This window comes from Streptomyces sp. NPDC058157 (assembly GCF_042884105.1).
GTDB lineage: Bacteria > Actinomycetota > Actinomycetes > Streptomycetales > Streptomycetaceae > Streptomyces.
The window spans coordinates 26,551-49,045 of the sequence record NZ_JBHVUQ010000032.1 but is presented as its reverse complement, the minus strand read 5'-3'; the positions used below and the strand labels follow the sequence as shown (position 1 = coordinate 49,045).

The following is a 22,495-nucleotide window of genomic DNA, read 5'->3' as shown; positions in this document are numbered from 1 at the left end:
GGGGCCGGCCCGGCAGGACCCGGCCGCGCCGTCCGCACCTCCTGCGCGGCAGGGGGCGGCGACGGCGGCGGGGTGCCGGCCGCCGAGCAGGTCGTGTCCGCCCGGGTGGACCAGGAGGTCACCTCGGCCGTGCTGTCGCGTGGCGCGGCCGGCCAGGGGCTGACGCACGCGACCCGCTGACGGCCTGCGGGGTCACGAGCTGCGGCCGCGCCGGGTCAGGACGAGGGCGCCCGCGCCGGCGCCGAGCAGGAGCAGCGCGCCGCCCGCGACCCACGGGGTGACCGAAGCGGCGCCGGTCTCGGCGAGGTTGCCCTGGGTGGAGCCCGTCAGGGCGGTCTGGGGCTTGACGTCCGGCTTGGCGTCCGGCTTGGCGTCCGGCTTGGCGTCCGGCTTGGCGTCCGGCTTGGCGGCGGGGGTCGCGGCCGTCTTCGGGGACTCGCAGTGCGCCTCGGCCAGGACCACCTCGCCCTCGACCTGGGCCACGTTGAGGTTCAGCGGGTTCACCGACACCTTGAGGCGGAGCGCGGCGGCCGCGGCGGTGGTGGAGGTGGTCTGCGTGCCGGAGAGCTCCAGGGAGACCGAGCCCACGCCCGGGACCTCGATCTTGGTGGGGCCGCCGGCGGTCAGGGTGACCTTCTTGCCGAGGGCGGTGACGGTGCCGAGGACGTTGCTGGTGGCGACCGGCTTCGCGCCGGCCTCGCAGTCGGCCTTGGACGTGACCTTCTCGACCTCGACGAGGGAGAGCGCCGGCAGGCCCGGGACGTGGACGCGGGCGTGGGCGAGGTTCGCCTCGGCGCGGGCGCCGTTGCGGTCGGCGGTCGCCTTGGCGGTGGCGACGTCCGCCGTGAGCACGTTCACCGGGCGGCCCTGCTCGGCCCCGTCGAGGGTCACGGTGAGGGCCGTCTTCTCGGCCGTGGCCGGGGCGCTGACCTCGTTGAGGGTGGCCTTCAGCGGGATGTCCACGGTCTTGTTGAGGAGGCCGACCTCCAGTCCGGTCCGCAGGACGACGGCGCCGGAAGTGCCCTGGCCGCCGCCGCCGTTGCCGCCGTCCGTGGCGAGGGCGGGCGGTGCGGCGAGCAGGGCCACCGCCCCCGTGGCGAGCAGAACGGCCGCGGGCAGACGGAAGGTGTTGCTGTTCAAGGTGGTGGAACCCCCGGGGAGTTGGGTGCCGTCGCGGGCGCCAATGGGGGACATCGCACGCGCCGACGGCTTCGACGCTCGAAATCTTTACGCACTGTGAGTGAACGGGCAGCCACCTGGCGTGAGTTCACCCCAACGGGTGGTTTCCATGCGTGTATTCGATTTGTGGCGCCTCATACGGCACACGAGTTCCCTCACGCACCGCCCCGGCCGGTGGAACCGCCGGTTTCGGACAGCGATAACGACAGCCGGGGCGGACGCGTTACGACGCGTCAACCCCGCGCCGACACGGCGCCGTCGCCGCTCAGGCGCGGACCGTCCCGTTCACGACGACGCGCTCCGGCCGGGCCAGCACGCGTACGTCCTCGCGCGGGTCGGAGCCGTAGACCACCAGGTCGGCGGGGGCGCCCTCGGTCAGCCCGGGCCTGCCGAGCCACTCGCGGGCCGCCCAGGCCGTCGCCGAGAGGGCGTCGAGCGCCGGGATCCCGGCCTTGACGAGCTCCTGCACCTCGGCGGCGACCAGGCCGTGCGGCAGGGAGCCGCCCGCGTCGGTGCCGACGTACACCCCGATGCCCGCGTCCCAGGCGGCGCGCACGGTGTCGTAGCGCCGCTCGTGGAGCCTGCGCATGTGTGCCGACCAGCGGGGGAACTTGGCCTCGCCGCCCGCCGCCAGCTTCGGGAAGGTGGCGATGTTGACGAGGGTGGGGACGATCGCGACACCGCGCTCGGCGAAGAGGGGGATGGTGTCCTCGGTCAGCCCGGTGGCGTGCTCGACGCAGTCGATGCCCGCCTCGACCAGGTCGCGCAGCGAGTCCTCCGCGAAGCAGTGCGCGGTGACCCGGGCGCCCAGCCGGTGGGCCTCGGCGATGGCCGCCTCCACCTCGGCGCGCGGCCAGCAGGCCGTCAGGTCGCCCGCCTCGCGGTCGATCCAGTCGCCGACCAGCTTGACCCAGCCGTCGCCGCGCCGGGCCTCCCGGCCGACGTACTCGACGAGCTGGGGCGGCTCGATCTCGTGCGCGTAGTTGCGGATGTAGCGGCGGGTGCGGGCGATGTGCCGGCCGGCCCGGATGACCTTCGGGAGGTCCTCGCGGTCGTCGATCCAGCGGGTGTCGGAGGGGGAGCCCGCGTCACGGATGAGCAGCGCGCCGGCGTCCCGGTCGGTGAGGGCCTGCTGTTCGGCGGTCGCGGCGTCGACCGGGCCGTGGGCGTCGAGGCCGACGTGGCAGTGGGCGTCGACCAGGCCCGGCAGGACCCAGCCGGTGACGGTGGTGACCTCGCGGGCGGCGGTCGGCCGCTCGTAGGTGATCCGTCCGCCGACGACCCAGAGCTCGTCGTGGACCTCGTGGGGCCCGGCGAGCACGCGTCCCTTCACATGGAGCACACCGCTGTGATCACTCATGCCCGCACTGTACGTGCGCGCTGGGTAGGCTCGGCCGGAGACCCCGGACGAAGAGAGCACCGCCGTGACCCACCCCCTGCTGGACCTTCCGCCGCTGACCGCCGAGCGCTTCGCCGCCGTCGAGCGGGGCGTCGCACGGCTGCTGGACACCCGGCACGACGTGGTGATCACCCAGGGCGAGGCGCTGCTGCCGCTGGAGGGCTGCATCCGCTCGGGGGCGCGGCCGGGTTCGACGGCGCTGAACGTCGTCACCGGCCCGTACGGGACCACGTTCGGCAACTGGCTGCGCGACGCCGGGGCGAAGGTGGTGGACCTGGCGGTGCCCTTCGACACGGCGGTGAGCGGGGAGCAGGTGGCCCGCGCGCTGGAGGAGCACCCGGAGATCGACTTCGTCTCGCTGGTGCACGCCGAGGCGGCCACCGGGAACACCAACCCGGTCGCGGAGATCGGCGAGGCCGTACGGGCGCACGGGGCGCTGTTCATGCTGGACGCGGTGGCCTCGGTGGGCGCCGAGCCGCTGCTGCCGGACGCGTGGGGCGTGGACCTGTGCGTGATCGGCGGGCAGAAGGCGATGGGCGGGCCGGCGGGGGTCTCGGCGGTGTCGGTGAGCGAGCGGGCGTGGGAGCGGTTCGCGGCCAACCCGGCCGCGCCCCGGCGCTCGTACCTCTCCCTGCTGGACTGGAAGGAGCGCTGGATCGACGGGGGCCGCCGGACGCTGCTGCACGCTCCGGCGCAGCTGGAGATGCTGGCGCTGGAGGCCTGCCTGGACCGGATCGCGGAGGAGGGCCTGGAGGGCGTCCTCGGCCGGCACGCGGCGGCCGCCCGGGCCACCCGCGCGGGCGCGGCCGCGCTCGGCCTGGCCCCGTGGGTCGGGGACCCGGCGCAGGCGGCCCCGGTGGCGACGACGCTGCGGGTGCCGGACGCGTCGGCGGTGGTGGCCCGGGCCCTGGCGGCGGAGGCGTCGGCCCCGCTGGCGGCGGGCGGCGGGGCGCTGGCGCAGGAGATGGTCCGGGTCAACCACTACGGCCCGGCGGCCTCGCCGGAGGCGGTCACGGCGTCGCTGCGCGCCCTGGCGTCGGCCCTGTCGGTGACGCCGGACGCGGCCGTGGAGGCGGCTTCGGCGGCCTGGTAGGGGGCGCACCACCGGGCCGGACCCGGTCCCGCCCCGGCGGCAAGCGGCTGCCGGCCGACGCACGGCGACTGCCGGCCGACGCGCGGCGGATGGCCGGGGCCCTGGCCGTCGGCCCGGTCGGCCGGGGCGGCGGTCCGCCTCGGTCCGCCCCGGCGGCGAGCGGGTGCCGGGGCGGCAAACGGGTGGCGGCGGTGGCCCTTGCCGTCGGCCCCGAGGCCCGGTCCCGCCTCGGCGGCGAGCGGGCGGCGGTCGGCGCGCGGCGGATGGCCGGGGCCCTGGCCCTCGGCCCGGTCGGCTGGGGCGGCGGTCCGCCCCGGTCCGCCCCGGCGGCGAGCGGCTGCCGGGACGGCGCGCGGTGGGTGGTGGCCGGGGCCCTGGCCGTCGGCCCCGGCGGCCGCCCGGCGGTTCTGCGCGGTGGCGGCGTCAGCCGGTCAGGGCGTCCAGCAGCCGGTCCACATCCGCCTCGGTGTTGTAGAGGTGGAACGAGGCCCGCAGCGCTCCGTCGCGGGCGGAGGTGCGGATGCCCGCGGCCTCGAGGGCGGGCTGCCGGTGGGCCAGGCCCGGGACGGAGACGATCGCGGAGTCGCCGGGCACCGGCCGGTGGCCGAGGCGGGCGAGGCCGGTCCGGTAGCGGGCGGCGAGGGCGGTGTCGTGGGCGTGGACGGCCTCGACGCCGATCCGCTCCAGCAGGGCCAGGGAGGGTTCGGCGGCGTAGTACGGGAGGAAGGCCGCCGACTCGTCGAAGCGGCGGGCGTCGGTGGCCAGTTGCCGCATCGGACCGTAGACGGCGTCCCATTTGGACTCGGCCGCCACCCAGCCCGCGTGCAGCGGCGTCAGCCCGGACTGGGCTTCCCGCGAGACCGTCAGGTAGGAGGCGCCGCGGCCGCCGAGCAGCCACTTGTAGCCGCCGGTGACCGTGTAGTCGTAGGGCGAGGCGTCGAAGGGCAGCCACCCGGCGGCCTGGGTGGCGTCCACGAGCATCCGCGCCCCGTGTGCGGCGGTCGCCGCGCGGACGGCGGCGAGGTCCGCCGCCCGGCCGTCGGCGGACTGCACGGCGGACAGTGCGACCAGGGCGGTGTGCGGGCGGACGGCTCCGGCGAGGGAGTCCAGCGGGGCGAAGCGGACGCCGAGGTCGCCGCGGAGCACGAAGGGGTTGACGACGGAGGCGAATTCCCGTTCGGGCACGAGGACTTCGGCTCCGGCGGGCAGGGAGGCCGCGATCAGGCCCACGTGGGTGGCGACGGTCGATCCGACGGCGACGCGGCGCGGGTCGACCGAGACCAGCCGGGCGAAGGAGGACCGCACCCGCTCGACGACGCCGAAGTCGCCCGCCCCGGCGGGCAGTCCGGCTCCGGCCGCCTCGGCCAGCTCCCGTACCGCGGCGACGGCGCAGCGGGGGAGCACCCCGGCGCCGGCGGTGTCGAGGTAGGTGGTGGAGTGGGCGAATGCGGAGAGCGGGAGTTCCATGGCGTCCACTCTGCGCGAGAGCCTACTCAAAGTCCATTGTCGAATTTCCCATGCGGGCTCAAAGTAAGCCTTATGGCCAGTGGGGTGGACGGCGGCGTCCGGGGCGCCCGGCCCGGGAGGTGGGCGGGGCGCCCCGGGTGCGGGGCGGCGTGGGTCAGGCCTGGGGCACGGCGCAGGAGCCGTCGGGCTCGCAGGCCTCGGCGCCGGCGGCCGGCTCGGGCAGCTCGCGGCCGGCCCAGGCCTGCTCCAGTGCCTGGGTGAACACCTCTGCGGGCTGGCCGCCGGAGATCCCGTAGCGGCGGTCGAGGACGAAGAACGGGACGGCGCTGGCGCCCAGTTCGGCGGCCTCGCGCTCGTCCGCGCGGACCTCGGCGGCGTAGGCGGAGTCGTCGGCGAGGACCGCGCGGGCCTCCGCCTCGTCCAGCCCGGCCTCCACCGCGAGGGCGAGCAGCACCTCGGGGTCGAACACCGACCGCTCCTCGGCGAAGTTCGCGCGGAAGGCGAGGTCGAGGAGTTCCACCTGGCGGCCGCGGGCGGCGGCCAGGTGGAGGAGGCGGTGGATGTCGAAGGTGTTGCCGTGGTCGCGGCCGTCGGTGCGGTACTCCAGCCCCTCGGCGCGGGCGCTCGCGGCGACGTGCTCCTCCATGCCGCGGGCCTCCTCCAGGGTGCGGCCGTACTTGCGGGCGAGCATCTCCAGGACGGGGGCGGTGACGCCCTTGGCGCCGTGCGGGTCGAGCTCGAACGAGCGGTAGACGACCTCCACCTCGTCGCGGTGCGCGAACTCGGCCAGGCCCTTGGTGAAGCGGGCCTTGCCGATGTAGCACCAGGGGCAGGCGATGTCGCTCCAGATCTCGACGCGCATGATCCTTCTTCTCTCCGGATTCCGGGTGGGGGTTGGTTAGAGGTTCAACCATTCGCCGTCCCGTCTCATTCCCCGGACGCCTGGGCCGCCTCGGCCACCTCCAGCCACAGGGTGCGGTGGGAGCCGGAGGGGACGGCCGAGGGGTCGGGGCGCCAGCCGTGGGAGGCGTAGAAGGCCTGGGCCCGGACGTTGTGTTCGTAGACCTCCAACCGGACCCGTTCGACACCGGCCCGGCGCCAGGCGGTGACGCAGGCCGCGTGCAGGGCGGCCCCGGTGCCCCGGCGCCAGTGGACGGGGTCCACGTGCAGCTGGGTGAGGGTGGTCTCGCCGTCGGCGGTGAGGAAGGCGGCGACCCCGGTGATCTGCCCGTCCCGCTCGGCGCAGAACACCCGGCCCTCGGCCTCGGTCCGTCTCACCGCACGGGACCAGCCCTCGCGGGAGCGGACCAGCTCGGCCTCCCCCGCGTAGGCCTGCTCGGGGACGCGGCCCCGGTAGTAGGTGGCGCGCGCCCGGCTGTGCAGGGCGGCGATGGCGTCCAGGTCTTCGAGGAGTGCGGTCCTGATCATGGGAGAGGGAACGCGCCGGAAACCCCGTCGGTTCCCGGCGCGTACGGATCCCTCAGGCGGTGGCTACTTCTTCAGCCACGCCGCCATCATCTTCTGCGCGATCGGCGCGGCCAGCTTGCCGCCGCCGATCTCGGAGCGGTCGGTGTCCGAGTTCTCGATCATGACGGCCACGGCGATCTGCTTGCCGCCCTTCTTGCCGTAGGAGGTGAACCAGGCGAGGGGCGGGATGTTGTTGTTCACGCCGCGCTGGGCGGTGCCCGTCTTGCCGCCGACCTCGGCGCCCGCCACCTGCGCGGGCTTGCCGCCGCCCTCGGTGGCGACGGTGCGCATGGCGTCCTGGAGCATCGAGGCGGTCTTGGCGGTCAGCACCTGCTGGGTCTTCGGCTCCTTGGAGCTCTCCAGTACCGAGCCGCCGGAGTCGGTCACCTCCGAGACCATGTGCGGGGCGACGAGCTTGCCGCCGTTCTCGATGGCGGAGGTCACCATCGCCATCTGCAGCGGAGTCGCCTGGACGTCGAACTGGCCGATACCCGTCTGCGCGACCTGGTCGACCGACAGCTTCTTCGTCGGGTACTTGCTCGGCGGGTTGGTGCGGACCGGGGTGTCGATCTGCGTGTTGAAGCCGAGCTTCTCCGCCATGGCCCGCATCTTGTCCTGGCCGAGCTTGGAGGCCAGCTCCGCGAAGACGTTGTTGCAGGACAGCTTGAGGGCGGTACGGGCGGAGACGTTGTTGCAGGCCTCGTCGCCCGCCTCGCTGGGCAGCTTCGTCCGGGTGCCGGGGATCACGTAGTTGCCGGGGACGCCGGTCGGCTGGTCGATGCTGGAGACCAGCCCGTTCTCGATGGCCGCGGCCAGGGTCACCAGCTTGAAGGTGGAGCCGGGGGCCTGGGGCTTGCGCAGCGCCACGTTCTCCATGGCCTTGCCCTTGTCGGCGGACAGCTGGTCCCAGGCGGCCTGGTCACCGGCCCCGGAGATCCGGCCCGGGTCGTAGGAGGGGTTGTTGACCACGGCGAGGATCTCACCGGTCGACGGGTCCATGGCCACGGCGGCGCCCTGCTTGCCGTCGAGGGCGTCGTAGGCGGCCTTCTGGACGTCCTTGTCGATGGTGGTCAGGACGTTGCCCGGGGAGGCCCGCTTGTTGGTGAGGATGTCCATCACCGTCTTCAGGCGGCTGTCCGAGCCGTTGAGGACGTTCTTGTAGACGCCCTCCAGCATGCTCGTGCCGAAGGCCTGGGAGCTGTAGCCGGTGATCGGCGCGTACAGGGGGCCGTCCGTGTACGTGCGCTTGTAGCCGAAGTCCTTGCCGCTCGTCTTCTCCGATCCGGTGATCGCCGTTCCGCCGACGATGATGTTGCCCAGCGGGTTCTCGTACTGCCCGATGAGGTTGCGGCGGTTGTTCTTGTTGTCTGCGAGGGCCTGGCCTTGGTACGCCTGCACCCAGGTGACCCGCACCAAAAGGGCCAGCACCAGAAGCAGACAGAAGACCGACGCACGCCTGATCGTTTTGTTCATCCCACAGAAGGACGTTCCGCCGGGCCCGTACGTTCCGCTGCGCCCCGATTGTGGCCGGTTTCTCAGTCCTTCTTCATCAGGAAGCCCCCTTCGTAGGCGGCGATGACCGCCTGGGTGCGGTCGCGGGAGCCGGTCTTGGCGAGGACGGCGGCCACATGCGTCTTGACGGTCTGCGGGCCCACCCCCAGCCGCTCGCTCACCTCCTGGTTGGACAGTCCGGTGGCCATCAGGCGCAGGACGTCGGCCTCCCGGTCCGTGAGCCGCCCCGCCCAGGCCGGGGGCGCGGGCGGGGGTGCGGAGGTGTGGGCGGCGGCCAGGGTGCGGACGGCCGCCGGGAAGAGCAGGGAGTCGCCGCGGGCGACCAGCCGGACCGCGCCGATCAGCTCCTCGGGGTCGGCGCGCTTGAGGAGGAAACCGGACGCGCCCGCGCGCAGCGCGTCGTAGACGTAGGCGTCGTTCTCGAAGGTGGTGACGACGACGATCCGGGGCGGGTCGGCCATGGTGGCGAGGATCTGCTCGGTGGCGCGGATGCCGTCGATCTCGGGCATCCGCACGTCCATCAGGACGACGTCGGGGGCCAGGGAGCGGACCACGGAGACGGCCTCGGCGCCGGTGGCGGCCTCTCCGACGACCTCCAGGCCCGCTTCGGCGTCGAGGATGACCCGCAGGGCGGTGCGGACCATCCGCTCGTCGTCGGCGACGACCACGCGCAGCGGCGGCCGGCTCATCGCCCGCCGCCCGTGGCGGGGGCGGCGAGCGGCAGGACCGCGCGCAGCCGCCAGGCCCCCGCGTGCGGTCCGGCTTCGACGCGGCCGCCGAGCAGGGCGGCCCGTTCGGCGGCGCCGCGCAGCCCGCGGCCCCCCGTGCGGCGCGCCGCGCCTCCGTCGGGGGCGGGCGGGTCCTGGGCGGGCGGGTTGGTCATGGTGATCTCCAGTTCACGGGAGCCGTCGGACGTGTGGACGCGGATCAGCAGGCTGACGGGGCCGGTGCCGTGGCGCAGGGCGTTGCTCAGGCCCTCCTGGACGATCCGGTACGCCTCGCGGGAGGCGATCGCCGGGAGCTGGGCCCAGTCCCCCGCCGAGCCGGGATCCTGCTCGGCGGTGAGGACGGTGCCGCCGGCCCGGGTGCGGGCCAGCAGCCCGTCGAGGTCCCCGGCCAGGGTCGGGGCGGGCATGGCGTCGGCCCGGGCCGGGTCCCCGTCCCGGAGCAGGCCGAGGACCGCGTCCAGCTCGCCCACGGTGCGCCGGGTGGTCTCCTCGATCGCGGCGAGCGCCTCGCGGACGAACGCCGGGTCGCTGTCGAGCACCCGCCGGGCCGCCCCCGCCTGGAGGGTGACGGCGCTGAGGGCGTGCCCCACGGCGTCGTGCAGTTCGCGGGCCAGCCGGTTGCGCACCGCGAGGTCGGCGGCCCGCTCCTCGGCGGCGGCCAGCCGGTCCGCCGCGGTCGGCCCGAGGAGCACGGGGGCGAGCCGGGCCAGCAGCGCCCCCGCCCCGGCGCAGACGGCGGCGAGCGCGGCCAGCAGTACGACGCCGATGAACGGGGAGACGTAGGGCTCCGCCTCCTCGCCGAACCAGGCCGCGCCCCACATGGAGGCGCGCAGGGTCCCGGAGAACGGCATGACGATCATCACCACGCCCATGGGCGGTACCGCCAGGCTCATCCCGCTGACCACCGCGCCTATGCCCAGGTGCAGGGTCCACCAGGCCGAGGCCCGCCAGCGGGCCGCCCAGGACCGGGCCGGGCCGTCCGCCAGCCGGTCGCCCGGCACGGCGGTCATGGTCCGGGCGGCGATCGCCGACAGCGGCCGGACCAGCCCGAACAGCCCCGTCAGGGCGATCAGCGGCAAGGAGGCCACGTAGGCGAGCAGGGCCAGCGGGAGGGAGGCCATCACGTTGACCCCGCCGGCCGCCGTGCCCACCACCACCTGGGTGAGCAGGAAGTAGGGCATCAGCAGGGCCCCGCCGAGTATCAGGTGCACCCAGCGCAGCCGGGCCCGCCGCCCCAGCAGCAGCCCGGGCCACCGCCGCACCGCCCCGGCCACCGCCCCGGCGACCCGGCCCCCGCCGAAGCCGCGCACGCTGCCGCTCACGGCCTTCCCCCTCGCTCCGCTTCCCCGCCGCCGGCTCCCCGCCGTCGGCTCCCCGCCCGCCCGGCCGTGGCCGCCCCCGGCTCAGCCCTCCCTCCGGGCGCGGAAGTGGCCGACGAGCACCGCCCCGGTCAGCAGTCCGGTGATCATCTGGTCAGCGTAGGCCAGGAAGAAGCCGGCGGTGGAGGGTTCGCCCTCGCCCAGGTTGACCCCCAGGACGGCTATGAGGGTCCACGCCCCCCAGCTCAGCGCCGCCGCCCCGCCGGTCCAGGCCAGGGCCAGCGGCCACCGCGCCGCCCGTCTTCCGCCCCGGGCCAGCAGCAGCGCCCCGGCCGCCGCGGCGAAGGCGCACAGCGCGTGCGCCCCGGAGACCACGCCCGACTCCGCCGAGTACGCCGCGGCCCGCTCGGCGGGCAGCCACCCGGTCCCGCCGAAGGCCCAGTACAGCTGCACCGCGCCCGCGACGGCGCCCGCCAGCGCGGCCGCTCCCGCCACCACCCCCGTGGGGGACGGGAGCGGCCGCCCGGGCGCCCCCGGCCGGCGCCCGCCCCAGCGCTCCCGCGCATAGGGGACGAACAGTCCGGCCAGGGCGATCGCCTGGATGATGAAACCGCCGTAGACGACGGCGAACACCCAGGGGTCGAGGAAGGGTTCACGGGCGGCCCGGGCCGCCTCGCCGGCGCCCAGGCCCAGGGCCTTGACGAGGAGCTGGGCCGGGTACCCGAGGACGATCGGGGTGAGCAGCCCGGTGGCGACGAAGACCGGCAGGGTCAGCAGCGGGCCGGGCACGCGCATCCCCCAGGGGCGGGTGAGCACGAGCACGAGCAGGATCACGCAGGCGTCCATCGCGAGCGTCACCGCGTTGCCCACGGTCAGGGCCGTCCCGCCGCTCAGCAGGATGCTGCCGTCCGGTATCCCGGCCCGGCTCCCGGCCAGCCAGGCGGCCTTGAGGGTCAGGTACGGCAAGGTGGCGGCCAGGGCCGCGGCCCGCAGGATCCGCCGCCCGGTCCCCAGGCGGGGTACGGACGGCCGGGTGATGCTCATCGGATGCGTCACGGGGACGGCTCGTGTGCTCATGGGTCAACGGTCCCGTGCGCGCCGCCGCGCCACCTCCCCCACGAAGGTGAACCGCCTCCCCCGCGCGGGGGAGGAACTCCCGCGGCCACCGCCCCACATGTACCGCCCCACATGCGCCGCCCCCCGATCCACCGCCTCACATGCGCCGCGTCACCACCGACAGCCGGTCACGCGCCTCGAACAGGGCCGCCTTGATGGTCCGCTCGTGGTCCTCCGTCAGCCGGGCCACCGGCACCGAGCAGCTCACCGCGTCCCGGGCCGGCGTCCGGTACGGGACGGCCACCCCGAAGCAGCGCAGCCCGAGGGTGTTCTCCTCCCGGTCCACCGCGTACCCCTGCTCCCGCACCAGTGCCAGCTCCTCCACCAGCCGTTCCCGATCGGTGATGGTGTGCTCGGTGACGGCCTCCAGCCGCTTCGGGAGCATCCGGCGCACCTCCTCGTCGGTGTGCGTGGCCAGCAGCGCCTTGCCGAGGGCGGTCGAGTGGACGGGCAGCCGCCGGCCGACCCGGGTGAAGGGGCGCAGGTAGTGCCGCGAGGGCCGGGTCGCGAGGTAGACGACGCTGGTCCCGTCGAGGCGGGCCAGGTGGATGGTCTCGGTGGTGTCGTCGGAGAGCCGGTCCAGGCTCGGCCGGGCGGCGGCGACCACCTCGTCCCCGTCGATGTAGGAGCTGCCGACGAGCAGGGCCCGGACGCCGATGCCGTAGCGGGTGCCGGTCGCGTCCGTCTCCACCCAGCCCAGGTTCACCAGGGTGCGCAGCAGCATGTAGAGGCTGGACTTGGGCAGGGAGAGGTCGCTCTGGATGTCGGCGAGGCTGTGCAGTCCCGGATGGGCCGCGAAGTGCTCCAACAGCAGGACCGTGCGCACCGCCGACTTCACCGGCGGCGCCGCGGCGGGGAGTCCCGGCTCGGCGGGCGCGGTCGCCGGTGCCGGTGCGGTCGCCGGTGCTGCTGCGGTCGCCGGTTCCGGTGCGGTTGCCGGTTCAGGTTCCGGTGCCGGTGGTCCGGCCGTCCCGGCCGCGTCGGCTGTCGTCATGCGCCTGCTTCCCCTCTGGTCGGCCCGATCGCCTCTTGTCACCCGGTGGACGCGGAACCTAGAGTCCGCAGCAGAAGTGATCATTCATTCACCGGAACGGCGTTCAGAATACTGAACGATCCGGGGAGGAGCGGGCCATGACGGCGAATCCAGTCTGGAGTGTGGACCCCCGCACCGGGAAGCAGAGCGAACGGGTTGCGGTGGAGGCCACAGCCCCGGACGTGGACCGGGCCGTGCGGGCGGCCCACGCCGCGCGCGGCGCCCTGGCGGACGCGGGCGCCCGCGCCGCCTTCCTGCGGGCCGCCGCCGACCTGCTCGACGGGGCCGCCACCCAGGTCGTGGCGACCGCCGACGCCGAGACGGCGCTGGGCGGCGCCCGCCTCACCGGCGAGCTCGCCCGCACCACCGGCCAGCTGCGGGCCTTCGCCGACGTGGTCGAGGAGGGCGCCCACCTCGACGTCCGGATCGACCGGGCCGACCCCTCCCTCACCCCGCCGCGCCCCGAACTGCGCCGCTACAAGGTCCCGCTGGGGGTGGTCGCCGTCTACGCCGCCTCCAACTTCCCGCTCGCCTTCTCCGTGCCCGGCGGGGACACCGCGAGCGCCCTGGCCGCGGGCTGCCCGGTCGTCGTCAAGGCGCACCCGGACCACCCGGCCACCTCCGAGCTGTGCGCGGAGCTGCTGCGCCGGGCGGCCGTGGCGGGCGGGCTGCCGGCCGACGTGGTGACGGTGGTCCACGGGTTCGACGCCGGTCTGGAGCTGATCCGCCACCCGCTGGTCTCCGCCGCCGGGTTCACCGGTTCCATCCGGGGCGGACGGGCCCTGTTCGACGCGGCCGCCGCCCGGCCGGTGCCCATCCCCTTCCACGGCGAGCTCGGCTCCCTCAACCCCGTCGTGGTCACCCCGGCGGCCGCCGCGGAGCGGGCCGAGGAGATCGGCTCCGGACTCGCCGCCTCCGTGACCCTGGGCGTCGGCCAGTTCTGCGTGAAGCCCGGCCTGGTCCTGGTCCCCGAGGGAGCGGACGGGGACCTGCTCACCACCGCGCTCGCCAAGCAGCTCGGGCAGACCGGCCCGGGGGTACTGCTCGACCACCGGATGCGGGAGAACTTCGTCACCGGGGTCCGCGAGCGGGCCGCCCTCCCCGGGGTCACCGCCCCCGTCCCCGCCGGGCCCGGCGGGGAGCACTCCGTCGGCGCCGGGTACCTGGACGTCGCCGCGGCGCGCCTGCTGGAGGGCGGCCCGTACGAGCTGCTCCTGGAGGAGTGCTTCGGCCCGGTGACCGTCGTCGTCCGCTACTCCGGCGCGGAGGAGGCCGCCGCCGTGCTGGGCCGGCTCGGCGGGAACCTGAGCGCCACGCTCCAGCTGTCACGGGCCGAGACCGAAGGCGCCCCGGGCCCGGCCGCCGCGCTGATCGCGCAGGTCACGGGGCTCGCGGGGCGGATCGTGGTGAACGGCTGGCCCACCGGCGTCGCGGTGGCCCCGGCCCAGCACCACGGCGGCCCCTACCCGGCGGCCACCTCGCACTCCACCTCCGTCGGCGGCACGGCGATCGAGCGCTGGCTGCGCCCGGTGGCGTACCAGTCGGTGCCGGACCCGCTGCTCCCGCCGGAGCTGCGCGAGGACAACCCGCTGGGCCTCCCGCGCCGGGTCACCGGCGCCTGAGCCGGCCCCGCACAAGGGGGCGGGGCGCCGGGCGGGGGCGGGGGGCGGGGGGCGGTAAATCCGTTGCCGCCCCGCCCCCGCCGGGGCAGGCTGCGCCCCATGAGCCGGCCACAGGGATTCTCGTACGCAGCACACGGCGACGGCACGGTCGTCATCACGCACCGGGGCCGCGCCGCGGCCACCCTGCGGGGCGGGCGGGCGGGGAAGTTCCTCGCGGAGGTGGAGTCGGGCGACGCCCAGCTGGTGATGGCCCGCTGGACCGGCTCCTACAAGTTCGGCAACGAGCGCACGGCCCGCGACCACCCCCGCAACCGGCGCTGAAATCCGCCGAGGGTAAGGGAACGGCAAAGCGGCGCCGGTCGTTCTCCCGGCATGACCGCTATGACCCCTGGTTCCAACCTGCCGCTCAACACCACCCGCGTGACGGTGGACGTGGCCGCTCCGGTACGGCTCGACGTGTCGGGCCTGCTGCTCGCGGCGGACGGCAAGGTGCGCTCCGACGCCGACTTCATCTTCTACAACCAGCCCACCGGGCCCGGCGTCAGCTACCGGTCCGGCGGCGGGACGGCACCGGACTCGATCACCGTGGACACGGGCGCGCTGCCCCCCGGTATCGAGCGGATCGTGGTCACGGCCAGCCCGGACGCCGCGGGCCAGAGCTTCCAGGGCATCGAGCCCACCGCCACCGTGCGGGACGCGGCCGGCGGAGCGGTGATCGCCACCTTCACCCCGCCCCGGCTCGGGACGGAGACCGCCCTGGTGGTCGTGGAGGTCTACCAGCGCGGCGGCGTGTGGAAGGTGCGCGCGGTCGGCCAGGGCTACGCCAACGGGCTGGCGGGCATCGCCACCGACTTCGGGGTCTCCGTCGACGAGGAGCCGGCCGCCCCCGCCGCGGTCGCACCGCCGGCCCCGGCCCCCGTCGCCGCCCCGCCCATGCCCTCGGCGCCCCCGGCCGCCCCCGCCGCTCCCCCGGCCCCCGCCGCTCCCCCGGCCCCGGCCCCGGCTGCCGCGCCCGCCGCCGCCTCGGGGAAGATCAACCTGGACAAGGGCCGGGTCAGCCTGCAGAAGAACCAGACCGTCTCCCTCGTCAAGGGCGGCCGCCCGCTGCTGTCGCAGGTCAAGATGGGCCTCGGCTGGGAGCCCGCGTTCGGCGGCCGCGACATCGACCTCGACGCGTCCGTCATCGCCTACGGGCCGCAGCGCAACTTCGTCGACGCCTGCTACTTCGGCAAGCTGTCGATCCTGGGCGGCTCGGTCAAGCACTCGGGCGACAACCTGACCGGTGAGGGCGCCGGGGACGACGAGGTGATCGTCGTGGACCTCGGCCGACTGCCCGCCGAGATCAGCGGGCTGGTCTTCACCGTCAACTCCTTCTCCGGCCAGAAGTTCACCGAGGTCGCCAAGGCCTACTGCCGGCTCATCGACGCGGCGACCGACGAGGAGCTCGTGCGCTTCGACCTGACCGGCGCCGAACCGCAGACCGGCGTCATGATGGCCAAGCTGATCCGGCAGTTCTCCGGCGAATGGGAGATGACCGCCATGGGCGACTTTGTGAAGTCCCGCACAGTGCGCGGGATGGTCAAGCCGGCCGCCGAGGCACTCTGAGCAGGTGGGCGGGCATATGCGGCCACCGGTCGCCCGGGCCGCGGCGGCCCGGGTGACCGATGCCACGCGTAATCCGGAGGTGGCTGTCAGTGCTCACCCGTAGCCTTGGAGGCATGCAGACTTCACTCCGTCCCGCGGGTCCCGCTCGCCCGTCCGCCGCCGAGGCGAACGAGGCGATACGGCTCCTCGTCGAGACCTGGGCGGACGGGGAGTGGCCGTCGGAGGCGTACGAGTTCCTCCTGGAGGAGTGGGCCGCGGCTTCCCGCGAGGAGATGGCCACGGCCCTCTAGCGCCGCCCGGCAGGACCCCCGCACAGCCCGGCAGGAGCCCGACAGCGCGTGCGGTGAGGCGCCGTCAGCGCGGGGAGCGCCGCCAGGGCCCGGTGATCGCGAGCATGATGCCCGGCTCCTGGATGTTGGCGTACAGGGTGCGCCCGTCCGGGGAGAAGCAGACCCCGGTGAACTCCGAGTACTCGGGCTTCTCGGGGGTCCCGATGTTCAGCTCGTTGCGCGCCAGCGGATAGACCCGGCCCGACTCGGTGGCCCCGAGCAGGTGCTGCAGCCCGTTGCCGTCCTCGGCGATGACCAGGCCCCCGTACGGGGAGACGGTGATGTTGTCGGGGCCGTCGTATCCGCCCTCGGCCCCGGGGTCGGCGTTCACCCCGATGAGGACGACGAGGCGGATCGTGCGCCGCTTGGGGTCGTAGAACCACACCTGCCCGTCGTGCGCGGCGCCCGGGCTCTCCTCGCGCGCGTAGGAGGAGACGAAGTAGGCCCCGCCGTCGGCCCACCACATGCCCTCCAGCTTGCGCGCCCGGGTGATGGCGCCCGCCGCGAACTGCTTGCGGACCGACAGGCTCCGCGCGTCGCGGTCGGTGACCTCGACCCAGTCGACCCCGTACACGGTCCCGGTCTTCGTGGCGCGCGAGAGGTCGTCCACGAACTGCCCGGCCTTGTCGAAGCACTTGGCGGCGGCCAGCACCCCGGCATCGGCGGCGAGGGTGCGCAGCCGGCCGCGCCCGTGCCGGAAGCCCTGCGGCGGGGTCCAGCGGTAGAGCAGTCCGTTGGGCCCGGAGGCGTCCTCGGTCAGGTAGACGTGGCCCTGGCGCGGGTCGATGACGACGGCCTCGTGCGCGTACCGTCCGAAGGCCTTGACCGGCCGCGGGTCGCGGTTGGCGCGCCGGTCGTGCGGGTCCACCTCGAAGACGTAGCCGTGGTCCTTGGTCATGCCGTTCTTGCCGGCCAGGTCCTCGGTCTCCTCGCAGGTCAGCCAGGTGCCCCACGGGGTGGCCCCGCCCGCGCAGTTGGTGGAGGTGCCCGCGATGCCCACCCATTCGGCGACCTCGCCGCCGCGCCGGACCTCCACGACCGTGCAGCCGCCGGACGCGGCCGGGTCGTAGACGAGGCCCTCGGCCAGCGGGACGGGGTGGGCCCAGCCCGCCCGCGGACCCTTCAGCTCGTGGTTGTTGACGAGGAGGGTGACCCCGCGGGCCCCCTCGAAGGCGGCGGTGCCGTCGTGGTTGGACGGGGTGCTCTCACCCGAGTCGAGGGTGGTGACACCGCTGCGGGTGATGACGCGGTAGCCGAACCCGGCGGGCAGCGCGAGCAGTCCGGCGGGGTCCGGCAGGAGCGGGCCGTAGCCCGGCGCGGCCGGGTGGCCGTGCCCCTGCGCCGCGTCGGCCGCGCCGGGGCCCGGGTCGTCCGCGGCCAGCGCCCCGGGGGCGGTGGCGAGGGCGCCCACCGTTCCGGTGAGGGCGACGCCCGCACCGGCGAGGGCGGTGCGGGCGGTGAAGTCTCTGCGACTGAGGGGCATCGGGTCTCCTGGGGTGGGGAGGTGGTGCGCCTGACGTACGGTCGTCGGCGCACACGCTCCCGGCCGTACGTGAACGGCGGCTGAACTACCCCCGAACGCGGACCGGCCCCTTGCCACCGGCCGGAATGGCGAACTCCGGCCGCGCGAAAGGCCTGTTACGGCCCCTCCCCCAAGTCGTCGCTCAGGTCAGGGCTGCCGGGACCGGGCCTTGAACGCGGCCTTCCGGGCATCCTTCGCGGCCTTCTTGTCCGGATGCAGCCGCCCCATGGCCTCCAGCACGTAGGCCGTCGCCGGGTGCTCCACCCGCCACACCTGGTCGAAGAAACCGGTGTGGTGCGCCGTCAGGCTCCCCATCAGCAGGGGCAGCTCCTCGGTCTCCCCGTCGGCGGCGAGCTGCGCCGCGATGGTGTCCACCGTCAGCCAGAACACCATCTCCTGGTCCGGGGCCGGCACGTCCGCCGCCCCGTGCTCCGCCAGCCAGACCCGGGCCAGCCCGCCCAGCTGCGCGTCGTCCAGCACGGCCCGCACCGCCGGCTCGGCCTCCGGCCCGGCCGGGGTGAGGGCCTGCTGGCAGCGCAGCCGGCGCAGCGGCGCGGCCTCGTCGTCACCGCGGGCCGCGGCGAGCAGTTCGGCGACGGCGGCGGGGAGGTCCCGGCCCGCCAGCCACTGCTCGATCTCGGACTGCGCGGCGTCCTCGGGGTAGAAGGAGACGGCGTCGAGCAGCGCGTCGGCGCCCTTGCCCGCCAGCTCCCCGATGGCGGGGGCCTCGACCCCGGCCTCCAGCATCCGGGCGCGGACGCCGTAGAGCCCGAGCGGGGTCAGGCGCACCATCCCGTACCGGGTGATGTCCTCGTCGTCCTCCACCCGCCCCGGGCCCCCGGCGCCGCCTTCGGCATCGGCATCGGCATCGGCATCGGTGAGGTCGTCGGCCTCCGCCATCAGGGCCTCGTCGACGGGCTGGTAGTCGACCAGTCCGATCGGCTCCAGCTGCCGGAACTGGTCGTCCAGCCGCATCATCGCGTCCGAGACCTGCTCCAGGACGGCGTCGGTCGGCTCTCCCGCGTCGTCCGGAATGATCATCGAGGCGGCGAGCACGGGCAGCGGCACCCGGCCGTCGCCCGGGGCGCCCTCGGAGACGCTGAGCAGGTAGAGGTTGGCGAGCACCCCGTCGAGGAAGTCCGCCTCGCGCTGCGGGTTCCAGTCGAGCCGGTCGAAGTCGATGTCGCCGCCCGCGTCCATGGCGTCGACCAGGTCGTCCAGATCCGGCACGGCGGCGTCCGCGAGGACCGAGTCCATGGCCGCCAGCCACAGGTCGAGCACGTCGGCGGGGGCCCCGCCGGCCAGCAGCGGGAGGTCCTCCCCGGGGGCGGCCGTGCCGTACTCGGGTTCGGCGCCGTCCGCGCCGTCCCCGCCGTCCTCCTCCGGCTCGGTCACGTCGACCAGGCCGGTGTCCACGGCCACCCGCCAGGCCTGGCTCGCGTACACCGGGGAGTCCTCGTCGGCGGGATCGAGGCCGAGCACCTCGGCCGCCCCCGGCAGCTGGTCGGCGACGAGTTCGCCCCCGACGTCGACACGGATGCCGGGGCCGGCCCAGCGGGCGAGGCGTACGGCGCGGGCGAACAGCGGGGCGACGAGGGCGTCGCGGGCCAGCTCCGCATCGGAATGCAGCCGTACCGGCGGCAGCGTGGAGTGCGGCTCTGCGGACATGGGGTGGTTCTCCTCGGACGGGTGCGCGCGGGACGGACGGGGCGGATCTGCACGGAGCGGGGTGGAACAGAACTGAACGGGGTGGAGCGGAACGGCAGCGGCAGTGGTCGGGGCGGTCACGGAGGGACCGTCAGACCGGTTGCGGCGATCCAGCGTAGACGCATCCGGAGCGGCCCCGGCGGAGCGGAACCGTCAGTTCATCCCACAGTCAGCTGTCGTATTTCCTGGAGACCTTGACAACTTCGCTGGTCACGCAGGAGATTGACGCGCGTAGACGTTAAGGGACCGTCAAATCCCACCCCCCTCTTCCTCCACACACCGGAGTTCCCTCACATGCGCTCATCGCATCCCCGTTCCGCCGCCGTCGCCGCCCTCGTCGCCGCCGCGCTGGCCTCCGGCCTGCTCGCGGGCACGGCCGACGCGGCCGAAGGCGCCGTGTCCGCCGATCCGGTACGCATCCACGACATCCAGGGCACCACCCGGATATCGCCGCTGAACGGCAAGGCCGTCGCCGACGTGCAGGGCATCGTCATCGGCGTGCGCACCTACGGCTCGCGCGGCTTCTGGATCCAGGACCCCGACGCCGACGACAACCCCGCCACCAGCGAGGGCATCTTCGTCTTCACCAGCTCCGCCCCGACCGTGGCCGTCGGCGACGCCGTCAAGGTCTCGGGCACGGTCGGCGAGTACGTCCCCGGCGGCGCCGCCTCCGGCAACCAGTCGGTCACCCAGATCGCCAAGCCGACCGTGACCGTGCTCTCCTCCGGCAACGCGCTGCCCGAGGCCACCGTCGTCAACGAGTACTCCGTCCCGGCGGAGTACGCCCCGGCGGGCGACCCGGCCGCCGGCGGCAGCATCAACGGCCTCACCCTGGAGCCCTCGCGCTACGCCCTGGACTACTACGAGTCCCTCGAGGGCATGAACGTCCGCATCGGCAACTCCCGCGTGGTCGGCGCCACCGACCCGTACGCGGAGATGTGGGTGACGGTGAAGGGCTGGGAGAACACCCTCAAGCGCGGCGGCACGCTCTACGGCTCGTACGAGTCCCAGAACACCGGCCGCCTCCAGGTCCAGCAGCTCGCGCCGCTCGCGCAGCAGCCGTTCCCGGTGGCCAACGTCGGCGACCGGCTGACCGGCACCACCGAGGGCCCGCTGGACTTCAACCAGTTCGGCGGCTACACCCTCGCGGCCCGCACCCTCGGCACGGTCAAGGCGGGCACCCTCGCGCCCGAGAAGACCAAGGCCCAGTCGCCGGGCGAGCTCGCGGTGGCCACGTACAACGTGGAGAACCTCGACCCGAGCGACCCGCAGGAGAAGTTCGACAACCTGGCCAAGGCGGTCGTCCAGAACCTGGCCTCGCCCGACATCGTCGCCCTGGAGGAGATCCAGGACGACAACGGCGCCAAGAACGACGGCACCGTCTCGGCCGAGGAGACCATCGAGAAGTTCACCGCGGCGATCGCGGCGGCGGGCGGCCCGGCCTACCAGTGGCGCTCCATCAGCCCCGAGAACAACAAGGACGGCGGCGAGCCCGGCGGCAACATCCGCCAGGTGTTCCTCTTCAACCCCGCCCGGGTCTCCTTCACCGACCGCGCGGCGGGCGACGCGGTGACCGCGACCGGCGTGGCCAAGGAGAACGGCAAGGCCGCCCTGACCCACTCCCCCGGCCGGATCGACCCGGCGAACCCGGCGTGGGCCGACAGCCGCAAGCCGCTGGCCGGCGAGTTCGTCTTCCGCGGCCGCACGGTCTTCGTGATCGCCAACCACTTCAGCTCGAAGGGCGGCGACGAAGGCCTGACCTCGCAGCACCAGCCCCCGGTGCGCAAGTCGGAGGACAAGCGGCTGCTCCAGGCGCAGGCGGTGAACACCTTCGTCAAGGAGATCCTCGCGGCCGACAAGAACGCGGACGTCCTCGCCCTCGGCGACATCAACGACTTCGAGTTCTCGAACACGGCGAAGGCGCTGGAGGACGGCGGGGTCCTGTACTCGGCGATCAAGTCGCTGCCGAAGGCGGAACGTTACTCCTACGTCTACCAGGGCAACGCGCAGGTGCTGGACCAGATCCTCGTCAGCCCGGCGATCAAGAACTACGCCTACGACAGCGTGCACATCAACGCCGAGTTCTCGGTCCAGAACAGCGACCACGACCCGCAGGTGCTCCGCTTCCGCCCGTAACACCCCCGGAGAGGGGCCCGGCCGCCGCCACGGCCGGGCCCCTCTCCCGCCCTCCGGCCGCGGCGGAACCCTGGGCGGACCCCGGCGGGGAGGTTGGGGACTTTCGGCCCTGGCGTGATGCTGGACACACCGGTGCCCATATGGGTGGGTTGTGGTGTTGAGTGTCCCTCACGCCCGATCTTGTCCTTGTTGTACCGCCCGCTCCTGGAGGCCGTGTGTTCCCCTCCATCTCCCTCGCCCAGGAAATCGGCGTCGCCGTCCTGCTCGTGGCCGCCCTCGTCTGGGTGCTCGGCCTGGGCCACATGCTGTGGGACAGCCGCTTCCACCACCCGGAGCCGGACGCCTACGAGGGCCTGCCGGTCATCCCGTCCCAGCGCACGGCGTCCGCCCACCCGATGGAGTCGGTGGAACTGACCCAGGCGGAGCAGGAGGCCTTCGCGGGCCTGATCCGGACGATCCCGCTGCACTGACCGCGCCCCGCGCCCCGCGCCCCGCGCGCGGCCGCGGCGACCTCGGTTGCGGGCCCGATCGGGTGCGCCGATAGTGGGAGGGGCAGCCGCGTCCCGGCCGACGGCCCGGCGGCGGCCCGCCTTCGCGGCGCCGGAGCGTGGAGCCGACCTCCGGTCCCGCGCTGTCACCCCCCTTCCCCCACCTCCTCCGCAGTGCAGGAGGGAGCCCTCCCATGCGCAAGAACACTCCGGCACGCCGCTTCCTGACCTCGTCGGCGGTCTGTGCCGCCGGCGGCCTCATGCTGCTGCCCGCCCCCGCGATGGCGCGGCCGGCGTCGCCCGGCATCCCGGCGGGACCGATCCAGGGCGTCTTCCAGCTCGTCAACCTCCAGACCGACAAGTGCGCCACCGTCGCCGGCGGCACCTCGACCGACAACAACGTGCCGCTCGTGCAGTTCGACTGCGACGGGGACCGCTCGCGCAGCTGGCGCATCACCAACTGGAACGGCGAGTCCTACCAGATCGTCAACCGCAAGACGGCGAAGTGCATGACCGTCGCCGGCGGGACCTCCACCGAGAACAACCTGAAGCTCGTCCAGTTCGACTGCGATTCGCACCCCTCGCGCCGCTGGCGCCTCGCCAACTTCGACGGCGAGTCCTACCAGATCGTCAACATGCAGACCGACAAGTGCGCCACCGTCGCCGGGGGCACCCTGAGCGACAACAACCTCGAACTCGTCCAGTTCACCTGCGACACGCACCCCTCGCGCCGCTGGACGCTCCAGCCCGGCTGAACGGCCCCGGACGCACGA

The 22,495-nt window shown here is 74.4% G+C and carries 19 protein-coding genes and 1 pseudogene; 8 read left to right on the top strand and 12 right to left on the bottom strand.

Translation table 11 applies throughout. The features are described from left to right. Positions 1-192: 192 nt before the first annotated feature. Together ACFVXK_RS11175 and ACFVXK_RS11170 are read right to left on the bottom strand one after the other, a co-directional pair. Positions 193-1,140 carry an SCO1860 family LAETG-anchored protein gene (locus ACFVXK_RS11175; RefSeq protein WP_389611227.1) on the bottom strand — a complete coding sequence of 316 codons (948 nt, stop codon included), beginning with the start codon at positions 1,138-1,140 and terminating at the stop codon, positions 193-195. A 304-nt stretch (positions 1,141-1,444) separates the two neighbouring features. Further along, complete coding sequence (locus tag ACFVXK_RS11170; RefSeq protein ID WP_389611226.1) at positions 1,445-2,539, bottom strand: amidohydrolase family protein; 1,095 nt, start codon at positions 2,537-2,539, stop codon at positions 1,445-1,447. Positions 2,540-2,603: 64 nt separating this feature from the next. Between ACFVXK_RS11170 and ACFVXK_RS11165 the strand changes: the two genes are divergently transcribed. Further along, positions 2,604-3,671: a pyridoxal-phosphate-dependent aminotransferase family protein gene (locus ACFVXK_RS11165; RefSeq protein ID WP_389611225.1), complete on the top strand. Its 1,068-nt coding sequence runs from the start codon at positions 2,604-2,606 to the stop codon at positions 3,669-3,671. 423 nt (positions 3,672-4,094) lie between these two features. On the opposite strand, the gene ACFVXK_RS11160 is transcribed toward ACFVXK_RS11165, so the two are convergent. The 8 genes and pseudogenes from ACFVXK_RS11160 to ACFVXK_RS11125 all read right to left on the bottom strand — a co-directional run bounded on the left by ACFVXK_RS11160 (position 4,095) and on the right by ACFVXK_RS11125 (position 12,274). Further along, complete coding sequence (locus ACFVXK_RS11160; RefSeq protein WP_389611224.1) at positions 4,095-5,138, bottom strand: aminotransferase class V-fold PLP-dependent enzyme; 1,044 nt, start codon at positions 5,136-5,138, stop codon at positions 4,095-4,097. Between the two features lie 154 nt (positions 5,139-5,292). Beyond that, positions 5,293-6,000: a DsbA family oxidoreductase gene (locus ACFVXK_RS11155; RefSeq protein WP_389611223.1), complete on the bottom strand. Its 708-nt coding sequence runs from the start codon at positions 5,998-6,000 to the stop codon at positions 5,293-5,295. Between the two features lie 65 nt (positions 6,001-6,065). Beyond that, positions 6,066-6,596: pseudogene (locus ACFVXK_RS11150) on the bottom strand (GNAT family N-acetyltransferase); the annotation flags it as partial. Between the two features lie 33 nt (positions 6,597-6,629). Beyond that, on the bottom strand, positions 6,630-8,078 hold the full coding sequence (locus ACFVXK_RS11145) for a peptidoglycan D,D-transpeptidase FtsI family protein (protein WP_389611222.1): 1,449 nt from the start codon (positions 8,076-8,078) through the stop codon (positions 6,630-6,632). A 62-nt stretch (positions 8,079-8,140) separates the two neighbouring features. Continuing rightward, entirely contained in the window at positions 8,141-8,806 is a 666-nt protein-coding gene (locus tag ACFVXK_RS11140; protein WP_389611221.1) for a response regulator, read from the bottom strand. Then, complete coding sequence (locus ACFVXK_RS11135) at positions 8,803-10,107, bottom strand: sensor histidine kinase (protein ID WP_389611233.1); 1,305 nt, start codon at positions 10,105-10,107, stop codon at positions 8,803-8,805. Before ACFVXK_RS11135 ends, ACFVXK_RS11140 begins: the two co-directional genes overlap by 4 nt. Positions 10,108-10,248: 141 nt before the next feature. Beyond that, positions 10,249-11,241, bottom strand: coding sequence for a hypothetical protein (locus tag ACFVXK_RS11130; RefSeq protein WP_389611220.1), 993 nt, complete (start codon positions 11,239-11,241; stop codon positions 10,249-10,251). A 136-nt stretch (positions 11,242-11,377) separates the two neighbouring features. After that, positions 11,378-12,274 carry an IclR family transcriptional regulator gene (locus tag ACFVXK_RS11125; RefSeq protein ID WP_389611219.1) on the bottom strand — a complete coding sequence of 299 codons (897 nt, stop codon included), beginning with the start codon at positions 12,272-12,274 and terminating at the stop codon, positions 11,378-11,380. A gap of 137 nt (positions 12,275-12,411) precedes the next feature. On the opposite strand from ACFVXK_RS11125, the gene ACFVXK_RS11120 reads away from it, so the two are divergent. The 4 genes from ACFVXK_RS11120 (at position 12,412) to ACFVXK_RS11105 (ending at position 15,830) form a co-directional block, all read left to right on the top strand. Further along, entirely contained in the window at positions 12,412-13,935 is a 1,524-nt protein-coding gene (locus ACFVXK_RS11120; protein WP_389611218.1) for an aldehyde dehydrogenase (NADP(+)), read from the top strand. Between the two features lie 99 nt (positions 13,936-14,034). Beyond that, positions 14,035-14,256 carry a hypothetical protein gene (locus ACFVXK_RS11115; RefSeq protein WP_389611217.1) on the top strand — a complete coding sequence of 74 codons (222 nt, stop codon included), beginning with the start codon at positions 14,035-14,037 and terminating at the stop codon, positions 14,254-14,256. 51 nt (positions 14,257-14,307) lie between these two features. Next, complete coding sequence (locus tag ACFVXK_RS11110) at positions 14,308-15,540, top strand: TerD family protein (protein WP_389611216.1); 1,233 nt, start codon at positions 14,308-14,310, stop codon at positions 15,538-15,540. A gap of 113 nt (positions 15,541-15,653) precedes the next feature. After that, on the top strand, positions 15,654-15,830 hold the full coding sequence (locus ACFVXK_RS11105; RefSeq protein WP_389611215.1) for a hypothetical protein: 177 nt from the start codon (positions 15,654-15,656) through the stop codon (positions 15,828-15,830). 64 nt (positions 15,831-15,894) lie between these two features. Here ACFVXK_RS11105 and ACFVXK_RS11100 read toward each other — a convergent pair whose 3' ends face one another. Next, a complete protein-coding gene (locus ACFVXK_RS11100; RefSeq protein WP_389611214.1) occupies positions 15,895-17,352 on the bottom strand; it encodes an alkaline phosphatase PhoX in 1,458 nt (485 codons plus the stop codon). 186 nt (positions 17,353-17,538) lie between these two features. Beyond that, the gene (locus ACFVXK_RS11095; RefSeq protein WP_389611213.1) at positions 17,539-19,059 is read right to left on the bottom strand and encodes a hypothetical protein; all 1,521 of its coding nucleotides are present in this window, start codon (positions 19,057-19,059) and stop codon (positions 17,539-17,541) included. 333 nt (positions 19,060-19,392) lie between these two features. Here ACFVXK_RS11095 and ACFVXK_RS11090 point away from each other — a divergent pair, with 333 nt between their 5' ends. The 3 genes from ACFVXK_RS11090 to ACFVXK_RS11080 all read left to right on the top strand — a co-directional run bounded on the left by ACFVXK_RS11090 (position 19,393) and on the right by ACFVXK_RS11080 (position 22,477). Continuing rightward, positions 19,393-21,234: an endonuclease/exonuclease/phosphatase family protein gene (locus ACFVXK_RS11090; RefSeq protein WP_389611212.1), complete on the top strand. Its 1,842-nt coding sequence runs from the start codon at positions 19,393-19,395 to the stop codon at positions 21,232-21,234. Positions 21,235-21,449: 215 nt separating this feature from the next. Continuing rightward, complete coding sequence (locus tag ACFVXK_RS11085; RefSeq protein ID WP_389611211.1) at positions 21,450-21,704, top strand: hypothetical protein; 255 nt, start codon at positions 21,450-21,452, stop codon at positions 21,702-21,704. A gap of 212 nt (positions 21,705-21,916) precedes the next feature. Next, a complete protein-coding gene (locus ACFVXK_RS11080) occupies positions 21,917-22,477 on the top strand; it encodes an RICIN domain-containing protein (protein WP_389611210.1) in 561 nt (186 codons plus the stop codon). The last annotated feature ends 18 nt before the right edge of the window (positions 22,478-22,495 follow it).